Source organism: Amycolatopsis sp. CA-126428 (genome assembly GCF_002904335.1).
Lineage (GTDB): Bacteria > Actinomycetota > Actinomycetes > Mycobacteriales > Pseudonocardiaceae > Amycolatopsis.
In genome coordinates this window covers 246,368-259,493 of sequence record NZ_PPHF01000155.1, presented here as the reverse complement: position 1 = coordinate 259,493, position 13,126 = coordinate 246,368, and the positions used below count along the sequence as shown (strand labels likewise).

Genomic DNA, 13,126 nt, shown 5'->3' with positions numbered 1-13,126 from the left:
CCCGATGCACGGCAACACCCACGAGTCCTCCACCGGCTACAAGACCCGCCACTTCGACCGGATCGTCGACGAAGTCCAGGGCTTCTTCGAAGTCCACCGTGCGCTGGGCACCCATCCGGGCGGTATCCACCTCGAGATCACGGGCGAAGACGTCACGGAATGCCTCGGCGGTGCCCAGGCCATCTCCGACGTCGACCTCGCCGGTCGTTACGAAACCGCGTGCGACCCGCGGCTGAACACCCAGCAATCCCTCGAGCTCGCGTTCCTGGTGGCCGAGATGCTGCGCAGCTGACATCCTCATCCGGGAAACGAAACCGCCGGCGGAAAGCCGCCGTGACATCGGGAGCGCATTCCGGTGAGGTGTATCAAGCGGCGGCCTGCTTCCTCCGGGAAGTGTGCCCCTCGAAATCCTGCCGTTACCCGGCCAGCAGCGCCGCGATCGCCGGCGTGCTGCGCACCCTGGCCAAGCACCGGGCCCTCGACGGGCCGATCGAGCCGATCGGGATTCCCAGCGTCGCGCTGATTTCCCGGTAGGACTTCGGCGGGTCGCCGAACAGCAACGCGAGCAGCTCACGGTCCTGCCGGGACAGCTGGGCGCACGCCCGACGGGCGGCGAACAGGCGTTCGGCTCCGATCAGCGTGGCGTCGGGCGCCGGGGTGGCCGAATCGGCGAACGTCGTGCTCTCGGTGGGGATCTGCCGGTTCTGGTGGCGCAGCAGGCGCAGGCATTCGTTCCGGGTGGTGGTGCGCAGCCAGCCGGGCAGGGCGTCCGGTTCGCGGATCTGCGCCAGGTGGGCCACCAGTTGCAGCCACACCGCGCCGCTGACGTCCTGGACGTCCGCGCCGCCGATCCGGTGTTGCCGGCACACCGCGTGGATCAACGAAGAATAGCGGGCGACCAGGTCCCGCCACGCCCATTCCGCACCTTGGGCCGCATTTTCCAGCAATCGGGCCGGCGACTCGTCCCGCATGGTCCCTCCTCGGACTCGGCTGTTCCCGTGTTCACGATTCCGCCACGCCCTGTTCGCCGACCTTGCCGAGACCTTGCGGTGCGGGCAGCATCGACGTGGCCGGTTCGGACGTGTCGAGCACGGGGAGTCCGCCGCATGGAATTTCTGCTTTTCGGGGAGGTGCAGCTACGCGTCGGCGGACAGCCGCTCGACGTCGGAACCCCACGTCAGCAGGTTGTTCTCGCGGCATTGGCGGTCGATGCCCGCCGCCCGGTTCCGATCGAAACGCTCATCGACCGGGTTTGGGGCGAAAACCCACCGGACGAAGCCCGCAATGCGGTGTATTCCCACCTCAGCCGAATACGGCAGCTGCTCAACCGGGTGACGGAGCTGACCGGTATCCCCGCCGGGGTCACCCGGAAAACCGCGGGTTACGTGCTGGAAATCGATCCGGACGTCGTCGATCTGCACCGATTCGCCCACCTGGTCGAGCAGGGGAACGACCTGAGCGCGACCGACACCGACCGCGCCGCGGCGCTGGCCGAGGCACTGCGCGGCTGGCGGGGTGCGCCGCTGGCGGGCCTGCACGGCGACTGGCCCGAGCGGGTCCGCACGACCTGGCACCGGCGCCGGCTCGACGCGGCCGTGAGCTGGGGCGAGCTGGAACTGCGGCTCGACCGGCCCGGCGCGGTCATCGGCGCGCTGCCCGAGCTGGCGGCGGAGTACCCGCTCGCGGAACCGCTCGAAGTGTTGCTCATGCGCGCCCTGCACGCCGTGGGGCGCGACGCGGAGGCCGTCGAACGCTACGCCGCCGTCCGGAACCGGCTCGCCGACGCGCTCGGCACCGATCCCGGCTCCGAGCTGCGGGCGCTGCACGGTGAGCTGCTGCGGGGCGAGCTGCCGCCGGGTCCGCGCACCGCGCCCGCCGCCACCCCCGCGCAGCTGCCTCCGGACACGCCGGGGTTCGCGGGCCGCGAGCGGGCGTTGCGCCGTCTCGACGAGATCAAGAGCGAGCGGTCTCCCGCGCCGCGGATCGTGGTCCTGTCGGGGACCGCCGGAGTCGGCAAGACCGCGCTGGCGCTGCACTGGGCGCACGCGGTGGCCGGCGAGTTCCCCGACGGTCAGCTGTACGTCAACCTGCGCGGCTTCGATCCGACCGGGTCGCCGGTGCCCCCGGCCGACGCGGTGCGCGGCTTCCTCGAAGCGCTGGCCGTTCCGGACGACCGGATCCCCCGTTCCCCGGACGCGCAGGTCGGCCTGTACCGGACGCTCTTGGCGAACCGGCGTGTCCTGGTCGTGCTGGACAACGCCGGGGACGCCGGGCAGGTGCGCCCGCTGCTGCCCGGTGCGCCGGGCAGCGTGGTGCTCGTGACCAGCCGCGACCAGCTCACCGGTCTGGTCACGGCTGGCGCGCACCCGATCGGCGTCGACCTCCTGGACACCGCGGAGGCGCGTGCGGTGCTCCGCCGGCGGATCGGCCCGGACCGGATCGCGGCCGAGCCCGCCGCGGCCGACGAGATCATCGCCCTCTGCGCCCACCTGCCGCTGGCCCTCGCCGTGGTGGCGGCCCGCGCCGCGATCCACCCGGGGTTCGGGCTGGCCGTGCTGGCCGGGCAGCTGCGGGACGCCCGCGGCCTGGACGAGTTCGCCGACGCCGACCCGGCCACCGACCCCCGGGCGGTGTTCTCCTGGTCGTACCTGCGGCTGGATCCCGCGGCGGCCCGGCTGTTCCGGCTCTTCGGCGTGCACCCCGGCCCGGACATCGGCACCCGCGCGGTGGCGAGCCTGGCCGGCCTGCCCACGGGCCGGACCCGGGCGCTGCTGACCGAGCTGGCGCACGCGCACCTGATCGCCGAGCCCGTTCCCGGCCGGTACACCCTGCACGACCTGCTGCGCGCCTACGCCGCGGAGCTGGCGCACGCGGAAGAGTCCCCCGCCGGGCGCGCGGCGGCCGTCCACCGCATGCTCGGCCACTACGCCCACACCGCCTACCTCGCCGACGGGTTCCTCGACCCCCGGCTCGAAGTGCCGCCCGAGCTGACCCCGCTGCCCGAGGGAGCCGAGCCGGAACGGATCACCGAGCACCGGCGGGCGCTGGCGTGGTTCGAGGCCGAGCACCGGGTGCTGCTCCAGCTCGTCCACGCGGACACCGAGTTCGACGCCCGCGTCTGGGAGCTCGCCTGGTCGATGCAGCGGTTCCTGCTGCGACGCGGGTATTGGCAGGACGAGATAGAGGCGCTCACCGCGGCCCTGGCCGCCGCGCGCCGCCTCGGCGACGAACGCAAGCAGGCCTTCGCGCACCTGCACCTGGGCGGCACGCACGGACGGTTCGGGAGGGACGCCGAAGCCGCCAACGACGTCCAGGCCGCGCTCGCTCTGTATGCGGCCAGCGGTGACGTGGTCGGCCAGGCCTACGCCCACCGCCAGTCCGCCTGGCTGCTCGACCGGCAAGGGGACGCCACGAGCGCGCTGGTGCACGCGGAACGCGCCTTGGAGTGGTTCCGCGCGGCCGAACACCGGGCCGGTGAGGCGACGGCGCTCAACGCCGTCGGCTGGTTCCACACCCTGCTCGGCAAGCACGCCTCGGCCATCGAGCACTGCCAGCAGGCGCTCGACCTGCAGGTGGAGCTCGGCGACCAGATGGGCGCGACCCAGACCTGGCACAGCATCGGCTACGCGCACCAGCAGCTCGGCGACCACACCCGGGCGATCGCTTGCTACGAGACGGCGCTGGAACTCGTGCACGGCAGGGGAAGCCTGATGACCGAGGCACGGCTGCGCATCGAACTGGCGAACCTCCACCGCGAACTGGGCGACCTCGAGTCCGCCCGGGCCGGATGGCGCCAAGCCCACGACATCCTCGCGCACCTCGCCCATCCGGACGCGGACGAAGTGCTGAAGAGGCTGGCCGAAGTACCCAATGGATAGTCTGAATTGGAGCATAACCATGATCGAATTCAGCTCGACGGACATCGACAATTTCCACGATGCACTCAATAGCGCGAAGGAATCGATGACCGCAGACCAACAGCAGCTGCTGCGCGCCATCCTCGTCTTCGCTTGGCTTGCGGTCGAAGACGAAGGGAAGCTCATGAGCGGGTTCAGCGGTAGCTTCACGCCGGAACAAGGTTCGCTGCTTGCGGATTTGGCGCACCGCGAGGTAAACCTGAGGCCCCAGGTTCTACGGGGCTTCATCAAGCTGTCATGACCCCGCCGCCCGCCGTTCTCGTCTCGATGCCGTTCCTCGACGCCGACCGGCCGTCCATCCAGCTCGGCCTGCTCAAGGCGATCGGGGAACAGCACGGCTTCGGAGTGCGCACCCTGCACCTGAACCTGGATTTCGCCGTGCGGATCGGGGCCGACCGGTACCAGCGGCTGGCCGACCACTGTGGCCGGCAGCTCGGTGACTGGCTCTTCTCCGTCGAAGCGTTCGGTGCTGACGCACCGGACCCCGACGGAAAACTGCTCGCCGAGTTCGGCGACGAACTGTCCTCCTTCGACGACGCCACCGACCCGGCGCAGGACTGGCTGGCGGCCCTCCGGGACCGCGACGTGCCCGCTTTCCTCGACGCCGCCGCCGACGAGCTCGCCGGGGCCCGGGTCGTCTGCTTCAGCTGCACGTTCCAGCAGAACGTGGCGTCGTTCGCGCTGGCCCGCCGGCTCAAGGACCGCGATCCCGGCGTCGTCACCGTGTTCGGCGGGGCCAACTTCGAAGGTGAGATGGGCCTGGAGCTGGTCCGGTCGGTCGCCTGCATCGACTTCGCCGTGCTCGGCGAAGGGGACGTCGCGTTCCCGCGCCTGCTGGATGCGCTGGCGAACGGCACGGACCCGGGAGGGATCCCCGGCGTCGCCCGGCGGGTGGGCGGCGAAGTCGTCGCGACTCCCGCCGAGGCGCCGCACGAGCGGCTCGACGACCTGCCGGTCCCGGACTACGACGAGTACTTCGAGCGGGCGGCGCGGCTGGGGCTGCCGACCGGCCACGTCGCCCTGCCGTTCGAGTCGGCCCGCGGGTGCTGGTGGGGCGCCAAGCACCACTGCACGTTCTGCGGGCTCAACGGCACCACCATGCGGTTCCGCGCCAAGTCGCCGTCCCGGGTGCTCGGTGAGATGGACGCGCAGGCGCGGCGGTACCGGACCTTCCGGTTCGACGCGGTCGACAACATCATGGAGGCGGCCTACCTCAAGACGCTGGTGCCGGCGCTGGCCGAGGCCGGCCGCGAGTACCAGCTCTTCTACGAGGTCAAGGCCAACCTGTCCCGCGCCCAGCTGAAGCTGCTCGCCCAGGCCGGCGTCACCCAGCTGCAGCCGGGCCTGGAGTCGCTGAGCTCCGAGGTGCTCGGGCTGATGGACAAGGGGGTCCGGGCCGCGCAGAACGTCAACCTCCTGCGCTGGGCGCGGTACTACGGCATCGCCGTCGCCTGGAACATCCTCTGGGGGTTCCCGGGCGAACCGGCCGAGGCGTACGCCGAACAGGCGGCGGTCGTCCCGCACCTGGTCCACCTCCAGCCGCCGGCCGGCGCGGCGCGGTTGTGGCTGGAGCGGTTCAGCCCGTTGTTCTCGCGGCCGGACCGGTTCCCGCTGCGGTCCCGGGATCCCGAGGCCAGCTACCGGCACGTCTACCCGGCCACCGTGGACGTCCGCCGGGTCGCCTACTTCTTCGGGTACGAACCCGAGGACGAGCTGCCGTCCGAGGTCTACACACCGCTGCGGGACGCGGTTTCGGCGTGGTCGGCGGCCTGGCAGGCGGATCCGGCGCCGGTGCTGGTGTACCGGTGCGCGCCGGGTTTCCTGCAGATCTACGACGGCCGCCATCCGGGCGGCCACGGCACCCACACCTTCCGCGACACGCTCGCCGACCTCTACCTCGCCTGTGTGGACCGGCCCCGCACCGCCGCGGCCGTGCACCGCGAACTTGGCCTCGCCGTGGGAGTTCCCGCGGTCGAAGCCGCGTTCCGGCGGTTCGGCGAACGCGGGCTGATGTTCCTCGACGGGAACCTCGCCCTCTCCCTCGCCCTGCCCGCGACACCCGGTCGGTGACCCGTATCAAGCGCCGCCCGCCGCGCCTCTGTCCGGCGGTAGGAGCGAGCCGAGCGGAAAGGCACCCGACATGGACCCGTCGGTCATCATGCAGGCGGCGAACGCCTCAGCGAGACGGCTCACCGGCTGGACGCCGTGGGAATTCCGCTGGGGGCCGATCAGGATGGGGAACTGCACGATGCTCGAGGGGGCCAAGTGGACCCTGTCCCCCGACGGGACCGCCACCTTCGACGCCACCGTGACCAGCACGGTCGACGGCGCCGTCTGGTCCATCTGGAACGTCGACCTGGTCGACGCCGGCCAGGCGATCCTGGGCTCGCTCGCCACCGAACACCCCATCGGCGGGGACTGGCGCAAGTTCGTGCAGAAGATGCCGAGCAGCGCCGAACGCTACCGGTTCCGCGCCTGGGCGACCTTCGACACCGCCCTGTGGGACGACATCGCCCACCTGAAGATGCATTCGAGCTGTTGACGCACGGGTGGCCGGTTCCGCGGTGGCGGAACCGGCCACGATCTCGGACGATCAGGCGCGCACGGTCTGCCGGGGCAGCTCGACCGGGGCCGGCGTGACCGCCAGGGCGTGCACCGCCACCCCCGCGGCCGTCAGCCCCGGCTCGGCGGCGGGCAGGTCGTAGGAGTCCGCCGCGTCGACGTCGACCTGGTAGCCGAGGTCGCCGAGGGAAGCGGCGGTGATCCGGCTGAGCGGATTCGGGGCGTGGCCGACGAAACCGGTCATCAGCTCGTTGCCGAAGGTGCGCTCCCGCCAGTGCACGTCCCGGGTCCCCGGCCCGCCGGTGTCCTCCACCGGCACCCGCAGCAGGTCACCGGAGCCGCGCAGCTTGTGGTACTCGGCCATCGCCGCCGGCCCGGTGAACGCCGGATCGCTGGTGCCCCTGCCGACCAGCAGCCCCTTGGCGCCCCAGAGCGAGCCGATGCCGAGGACGTGGCCCATTTCGTGGGTGATGACGTCCCCGAGGATGCCCGTGGCCTCCATCTTGGCCAGGTCGGCCCGGTCGAAGGTCATCTCGCCCCGGACCGGCAGCAGCGCCCACGGTTCGGGGCCCGCCGGCCGCACGTGGGTGATGTGCGCCTGCCCGAGGACGTGCCCGACCCCGTCGATGTCGGCGCCCTTCGCGACGATCAGCACATCGTCGATCGGCTCCCCGTCGAGCACGACATCCGGCAGGTCGCCGACGATCACCGTCGCCCACCGGTCGGCGGCCGCGGCGAAGGCGTCCTGCTGCGCCTGGGTCAGCCCGCCGGCGAACCGGACGGTGATGGTGAACGGCGACGTGGTGCCCGTCAGCAACCGGGCGCGTTCGGCGTCGGCCCGGGCGTGGTAGCTCTGCGAATCCGGCATGGTTCTTCCTTCCGCTGTGACAGCTGTGCCGGTCAGAGCCGGAAAGTGCCGGGCAAATACACCGGGGTCAGGACGTCACGGCGAGGCCCTCCGGTTCGCTGCCGACGGGCACGGTCGCGATGACCGTGTTCGTCGCGATGTCGATCACCGACATCGAACCCGAAGCCGAGTTCGTGACGAAGACGTAGCTCGTGTCGGGCGCCGCCGCCACGCCTTCGGGCTCGTCCTGGACCGGGATCGCCGTCGGGGGGTTGCGGCCCAGCAGGGACACCGTGTCGGAGCCGGCGTTGGCGACGTAGACCTGACCGCGCGGGGTGACCGCGACCCCCATCGGCACCTGGCCGACCGGCTGCGTCGTCATCAGCGTCGGCCCGCTCGCGCTGATGGCGTCGACGCTGTTCGCGCCGGTCGCCGCCACGTAGACGCGGTCGCCCGCCGGGCTGGTCGCGATGCCGGCCGGGAAGCGGCCCACCGGCAGGGTGGCCACGACCTGGTCGGACCCGGCGTCGATGACCGACACGGTGGCCGCGCCGTTGTTGGTCACGTACACCCGGCGGCCGTCCGGGCTGGCGGCGGGGCTGTGCGGGAACCGGCCCACCGGGATCTGCCGCACGACCTTGTTCGTGGCGGTGTCGATCACCGAAACGGTGTCCGCCCCGAAGTTCGTCACGTAGGCGTGGGAGCCGGCGACCGCGACGCCGAACGGGTGCAGGCCCACCGGAACCGTGGCCACGGTGGAGTAGGTGCGGGCGTCGATCACCGAAACGGTGTCGGAGAGCTCGTTGGTGACGTAGACCCGGTCCCCGCCGGGTGCCGCGCCCACGCCCACCGGCGACCGGCCGACCCGGACGGTGGCGACCACCTCCTGCATCCGGGTGTCGTACACGGTGACGTTGTCGGAACCGCTGTTCGCCACGAACACCTGCACCCGGGCGGGGTAGGCGTGCGCGGCCGGGCAGGCCGAAGCGAGGGCCAGGAGCAGCACCGCCAGTACCCCGCCGGCGCGCCCGGTGCGGGGCCGCCGCGGGCGCGGAATCGTCGTCGCGTCATTGCCGAATGACATCTTCTTCTCCGGTTCAGCAGCCAACCCTGCCTGGGTCGAAAATGAAGGCTCTTCGGATCCGCTGATCGGACGCCTTCGGGGAAGCCGGTCGGCGAAGCGCTTGTGGCGCGCCGTTTCCCGGGCCGGGATCACGCTAACCGACGGCTCGGCGAAGCTGCCACCGGAGCAAGATCATGATCGCCTTGACGAGTGAACACGGCCGCCAACCACGCGGATTCCCCCCATAAACCTTTTCAACCCGTCCGGGTGTCACCAAAAGGCAGCGCAATTCCCGGTGAATTCCGGGCGAAACGGGCCCGCGACGAAGAGGAGCCCCGGCCGTCCAGCGGCCGGGGCTCCTCTTCTCCAACAGTCGTTCAGGCGATCAACGCCGCAGCGTCAGCAAGCCCGGCCGCCACGGGAGCCGGTTGTAGTCGCCGCCCGCGGACGGGTCCTTGCCCTGGTAGAGCAACTGGAGGTTGCAGGGGTCGATCGTCTTCGTCTGGTCGGGGTTGGTGCGGACCAGGTCGCCGTGGCTGATGTCGTTCGTCCACGTCGCCCCGCTGTTGGCCTTGCCCGCGAACGGGTTGCTCTCGCTGGCCGCCTGCGGGGTCCACGAGCCGCCGAGGCTGCTCGAGGTGAACGAGCGGAAGTAACGGCCGCCCGAGCCCATCGCCTCGACGATCATCAGGTACTGGTTCTGGCCCTGGACCTTGTAGACCTCGACCGCCTCGAACAGGTTGGCCTGCGAGTCGCTCATGACCGTCGTGTACGACGACCCGAAGCTGCCCGGGAAGTTCCCGATCGGCATGCTGGCCCGGTAGATCTTGCCGTTGTCACCGGCGAAAAACAGGTACATGTTCGAGCCGTCGGCGATCAGGGTCTGGTCGATCGGGCCGGTGCCGGAGCCGGAGATGCTGCCCGTGAACAGCGGCTGCGGCGAGGACCACCCGTTGGGGTTGGTGGGGTCGCTCGACGTGCGGTAGATGAACGGCCAGGCACCCCATTGGTACGCCAGCACCCAGATGTTCTTCGGCGCGAAGTAGAACAGCGTCGGGGCGACGGTGCCGGAGTTCATCCCGTTCTGCCCGGCCGAGGCCATGTCGGACCAGTTGGTGAAGGGGCTGAACGCCATCGAGCCGTAGGACCCGGACGAGTTGACCGTCGAGCCGTAGACCAGGTGCTTGCCGTTGTAGACGACGTTGGTGAAGTCCTTGAGCGAGAGCCACCCGTTCTTCGGCTGCGCCAGCGCACCGGACGACGTCCAGTGGTAGGACGACGGCAGGGTGCAGCCGGTGTTCCCCCCGGTCGTCGTGGTGGTCGTGGTCGTCGGTGTGCCCGACAGGCCCGTCCACTGCTGGTTGGTGCCGCCGTGGCAGGTCCAGAGCGCCACCGCGGTGCCGTTGGCCGTCCCGGCGCCGGTGACGTCCAGGCAGAGCCCGGACTGCACGCCGACCACCGAGCCGTCGGCGTTCACCCGCCACTGCTGGTTGGCCCCGCCGTGACAGGTCCAGATCTGCACCTTGGTGCCGGCGGTGGTGCCGCTGCCGGCCACGTCCAGGCACTTGCCGAACACCGTCAGCTGGCCACTGGCCGTCGACGTCCACTGCTGGCCGGCTCCGCCCGAGCAGTCGTAGATCTGCACGCCGGTGCCGTCGGTCTGACTGGCGTTCTGGACGTCCAGGCAGCGACCCGACCCGACGCCGCGCAGGGCGCCGGTGACGTCGGCCTGGGCCGCACCGGCCCCGAACAACGCCGTCACCGCGACTGTCGCGGCGGCGGCGAGCACGGCGATCAAGTGCCGGCTCCCGCGACTGAAACTTCTTCTGTTCATGACGACCTTCTCCCGGTCAGCTACCCGCCGTTGGACGGCCAGATCGGTACGCGCATGAGCAAGACGACAACTGTTATCGCTAACATGCGTGGCGCCAGCCTGGACTTCCCGAAGCGGAATTGTCAATCCACGCACGTGCGGCCCGGCGCACCCGACGCCGGGCCGGCGCGCTTTGCCTCCTCAAAGCCTTGCTACAGGTCCACAAAGGACAATCGATCCGTGAAATTTACACGGGCGCGGGAATTCGAAACTTTCGAGACCCCCGCACCCGGTGACGCGCCTACCTCAGCGGCCAACCTTCCGGTTCGCCCAGTCGACGACCGCCCGGAAGTAGTCGGGCGCGTTGGGCGCGTAGTTGATCGCGTGCCCGTACCCCGGCAGCGCATACGTCGTCAGATCCACCCCGGCCGCGTAGTACGGCGTCTCGGACGTCTTGATCGCGACCGCGGACGAGCAGTTGGTGGCCAGCAGCCCGCAGAAGACCGAGTCCTGCCCCAGCACGATCATCACCGGCCGGTCGATCAGCAGCGAGTACGGCGCGATGATCCCGATCGGGAACAGGTCGGCCGCCTGCTCGTACGCCGAAGTGTCCTTCGTCGCCTCGTCGAACGCGATCGCGCCGTCCACCTTCGGGCCCGGTGTGTGGAAGATCGAGTACCGCGTGCCCGGCAGCGTGGTCAGGTAACCGGGGTCGTAGCCGCCGGCGACGAAGCGCGGATCGAGCAAGGCCGGGTAAGTGGACGCGAAGACCGCCGCCGTCCCGGTGAGGTTCAACCGGTGGGCCAGCCCGGTGACGAGCACGGCGTCGACGTCGTGGAACGTGGCCGCTTCGATGCTCGCGGTCCCGGAACCGAACGAATGTCCCGCCAGGATCACCTTGCCGAAGCGCGGCCCCTGCGCACCCGACCGGACCGCCTGGATCACCTGGTGCACCACCGCCGCTTCGGTGATCGTCGTCAGCACCGCGCTCGGCGGCGTGGTGCTGCGCCCGGTACCGAGCCGGTCGAGCGCCAGCGTGGCGTACCCGGCGTTGTTCATCGCCAGCCGGTAGGACCGGAGCTCCGGCTGGTACCCGATGTCCCAGTAGGAACTGTTGTACGTACCGCCGGGAATCAGCACCTGCACCGTACCCGCGCCACCGGACGGCACGCACAAGGTGCCGTGCATCGTCTGCGGAAGCGCCACGAGCGTCACCGGGAAGTACAACTCCCGGCAGCTCGCGCCCTCCGCCCTGGCCGACACGGGCACCAGCAGGAAGCCGAGTGCCACCAGCACGAGCACAGTGGCCCGCCGGCGACGACCGGCGGCGCGCTTCATCCCACCACGGAATCCGAACACGAAAAACTACCTCCGAAAGAGAACAGTACCGAGCAAACTTGAAAAGTGATCAAGAAACAGAGCCGATCAAGAACCGAGGTCGATCAAGAAAACCGGGTCGATCGATTTCCGGTGCCGCTCAGGCCACCCGCCGCGGGACCACGGTCATCGGCATCCGGTCGGGATACGCGGCCGAAGTCACCGTCAACCGCACCGGCACCCCCGGTACCGGGAACAACTCCCACCCGGCCAGCACCGAAGCCGCGACCAAAGTGATCTCCGTGTCCGCGAAAGCCTGCCCGATGCATTGCCGGCCACCCGCCCCGAACGGCACATACGCACCCTTCGGAATGCGCGCCGCCCGCTCGGGCAACCACCGATCGGGATCGAACCGATCCGGATCTTCGTGGAACCGCGGATCGAAATGCAGCGAAAACGGACTGAACATGACCTCCGTACCGGCGGGCAGCCGCACCCCGCCGAGTTCGACGTCCCGCAGGGCCCGCCGCATGAGGATCCAGATCGGGTACATCCGCAGGACCTCACTGACGATCCGGCGCAGGTACGCCAGCCTCGCGACGTCATCGAAAGTGGCCGCGCGCCCGGCCAGCACCTCGTCCACCTCGGCCCGCGCCCGCCGCTCGACCTCCGGGTGCCGGGCCAGCTCGTGGAACAGCCACGTCAGCGCGACGGCGCTCGTCTCACTGCCCGCCGTCAGCAACGTGATCACCTCGTCGTAGACCTGGTCGTCGGTCATCCCCGCACCGGTCCCGGGATCCCGGGCCAGCATCAGCATGGACAGCAGATCACCCCGGTCCTCCCCCGTGGCCCGCCACCCGGTGATGACCTCCTGCACGACCCGCCGGAGCCGGTCGACGGCCCGGTCGAACCGCCGGTTGGCGGGAATCACCGGAACGTGTTCGAGGAACCGCGGCGACAGCGCCCGGATCATCCCCGCCTTCAACACCACCGGGATCGACCGGTGGGCCTCCGCGACGGCCCGCCGCCCCAGTTCGGTGGCGAAGAGCGTCTCCCCCACGACGGTGACGGCCAGCCGCTGCAGGTCCGCGTCCAGCCTGCGCACCTCCCCCGCCCGCCAGGTACCGGTCAATTCCCCGGTGGCCCGCACCATCGTGTCCGCGTACCCGGCGAGCCGGGCCCCGTGGAACGCCGGCTGCATCAACCGCCGCTGCCGCAGGTGGAACGCTCCTTCCGACATGACCAGCCCGTTTCCCATGAACGGCCGGAAACGATCGAAGATGATTCCTTTCGAGAAGCTGGTCCCCTGCGCGACGAGAACGTGATTGACCAACTCCGGACTCGTCAGGAAATACGTCTCCAACGGACCGAGGAAGAGCCGCACGATATCGCCGTGCGCCCGCAACGAAGACGTGAACCCGACCCGCTGCCGCAACAGCGACGACGTGTGCCCCAGCAGGATCCGGCGGCCTGGCGCGATCGGGCCGTCCATTTCCTCTCCTTGGCTGTCCGGAAGGAGGCTTGCCACCCTAGGCCCGATCGGCCGCACGCGACAGCACCCATCGGCTGAATTGACGTCACACCGATGGCGTAATCGGGTCCGCCGC

At 70.3% G+C, this 13,126-nt stretch carries 11 protein-coding genes; 5 read left to right on the top strand and 6 right to left on the bottom strand.

Annotation, left to right across the window (positions count from 1 at the left end; all coding sequences use genetic code 11):
- On the top strand, positions 1–292 hold a 292-nt coding region (locus tag C2L58_RS39770), incomplete at its 5' end, for a 3-deoxy-7-phosphoheptulonate synthase (RefSeq protein WP_146073764.1).
- A 124-nt stretch (positions 293–416) separates the two neighbouring features.
- Here the strand turns inward: C2L58_RS39770 and C2L58_RS39765 are convergent.
- The gene (locus tag C2L58_RS39765) at positions 417–971 is read right to left on the bottom strand and encodes an RNA polymerase sigma factor (protein ID WP_103342763.1); all 555 of its coding nucleotides are present in this window, start codon (positions 969–971) and stop codon (positions 417–419) included.
- A 135-nt stretch (positions 972–1,106) separates the two neighbouring features.
- Here C2L58_RS39765 and C2L58_RS39760 point away from each other — a divergent pair, with 135 nt between their 5' ends.
- The 4 genes from C2L58_RS39760 to C2L58_RS39745 all read left to right on the top strand — a co-directional run bounded on the left by C2L58_RS39760 (position 1,107) and on the right by C2L58_RS39745 (position 6,459).
- On the top strand, positions 1,107–3,878 hold the full coding sequence (locus C2L58_RS39760) for an AfsR/SARP family transcriptional regulator (protein WP_103342762.1): 2,772 nt from the start codon (positions 1,107–1,109) through the stop codon (positions 3,876–3,878).
- Positions 3,879–3,897: 19 nt separating this feature from the next.
- On the top strand, positions 3,898–4,158 hold the full coding sequence (locus C2L58_RS39755) for a hypothetical protein (RefSeq protein ID WP_146073763.1): 261 nt from the start codon (positions 3,898–3,900) through the stop codon (positions 4,156–4,158).
- Positions 4,155–5,987: a RiPP maturation radical SAM C-methyltransferase gene (locus C2L58_RS39750; RefSeq protein WP_103342760.1), complete on the top strand. Its 1,833-nt coding sequence runs from the start codon at positions 4,155–4,157 to the stop codon at positions 5,985–5,987. The genes C2L58_RS39755 and C2L58_RS39750 overlap by 4 nt, the downstream gene beginning before the upstream one ends.
- A 70-nt stretch (positions 5,988–6,057) precedes the next feature.
- A complete protein-coding gene (locus tag C2L58_RS39745; RefSeq protein ID WP_146073762.1) occupies positions 6,058–6,459 on the top strand; it encodes a DUF6294 family protein in 402 nt (133 codons plus the stop codon).
- Between the two features lie 51 nt (positions 6,460–6,510).
- Here the strand turns inward: C2L58_RS39745 and C2L58_RS39740 are convergent, their stop codons facing one another.
- The 5 genes from C2L58_RS39740 to C2L58_RS39720 form a co-directional block, all read right to left on the bottom strand.
- Positions 6,511–7,347 (bottom strand): leishmanolysin-related zinc metalloendopeptidase, encoded by an 837-nt coding sequence (locus C2L58_RS39740; protein ID WP_103342758.1) that lies wholly within the window; start codon positions 7,345–7,347, stop codon positions 6,511–6,513.
- A 67-nt stretch (positions 7,348–7,414) separates the two neighbouring features.
- Complete coding sequence (locus tag C2L58_RS39735) at positions 7,415–8,410, bottom strand: YVTN family beta-propeller repeat protein (RefSeq protein WP_103342757.1); 996 nt, start codon at positions 8,408–8,410, stop codon at positions 7,415–7,417.
- A 364-nt stretch (positions 8,411–8,774) separates the two neighbouring features.
- Positions 8,775–10,223, bottom strand: a complete 1,449-nt coding sequence (locus C2L58_RS39730; RefSeq protein ID WP_103342756.1) for a non-reducing end alpha-L-arabinofuranosidase family hydrolase — start codon at positions 10,221–10,223, stop codon at positions 8,775–8,777.
- Between the two features lie 285 nt (positions 10,224–10,508).
- Positions 10,509–11,540, bottom strand: coding sequence for an alpha/beta hydrolase (locus C2L58_RS39725; protein ID WP_233226193.1), 1,032 nt, complete (start codon positions 11,538–11,540; stop codon positions 10,509–10,511).
- Positions 11,541–11,679: 139 nt separating this feature from the next.
- Positions 11,680–13,011, bottom strand: coding sequence for a cytochrome P450 (locus C2L58_RS39720; RefSeq protein WP_103342754.1), 1,332 nt, complete (start codon positions 13,009–13,011; stop codon positions 11,680–11,682).
- Positions 13,012–13,126 lie beyond the last annotated feature (115 nt).

Coding starts and splice junctions, on each gene's coding strand:
- C2L58_RS39760 (WP_103342762.1), top strand. CDS start 1,107: ATGGAATTTCTGCTTTTCGGGGAGGTGCAGCTACGCGTCGGCGGACAG.
- C2L58_RS39750 (WP_103342760.1), top strand. CDS start 4,155: ATGACCCCGCCGCCCGCCGTTCTCGTCTCGATGCCGTTCCTCGACGCC.
- C2L58_RS39765 (WP_103342763.1), bottom strand. CDS start 971: ATGCGGGACGAGTCGCCGGCCCGATTGCTGGAAAATGCGGCCCAAGGT.
- C2L58_RS39735 (WP_103342757.1), bottom strand. CDS start 8,410: ATGTCATTCGGCAATGACGCGACGACGATTCCGCGCCCGCGGCGGCCC.
- C2L58_RS39745 (WP_146073762.1), top strand. CDS start 6,058: ATGGACCCGTCGGTCATCATGCAGGCGGCGAACGCCTCAGCGAGACGG.
- C2L58_RS39755 (WP_146073763.1), top strand. CDS start 3,898: ATGATCGAATTCAGCTCGACGGACATCGACAATTTCCACGATGCACTC.
- C2L58_RS39730 (WP_103342756.1), bottom strand. CDS start 10,223: ATGAACAGAAGAAGTTTCAGTCGCGGGAGCCGGCACTTGATCGCCGTG.
- C2L58_RS39740 (WP_103342758.1), bottom strand. CDS start 7,347: ATGCCGGATTCGCAGAGCTACCACGCCCGGGCCGACGCCGAACGCGCC.
- C2L58_RS39720 (WP_103342754.1), bottom strand. CDS start 13,011: ATGGACGGCCCGATCGCGCCAGGCCGCCGGATCCTGCTGGGGCACACG.
- C2L58_RS39725 (WP_233226193.1), bottom strand. CDS start 11,540: ATGAAGCGCGCCGCCGGTCGTCGCCGGCGGGCCACTGTGCTCGTGCTG.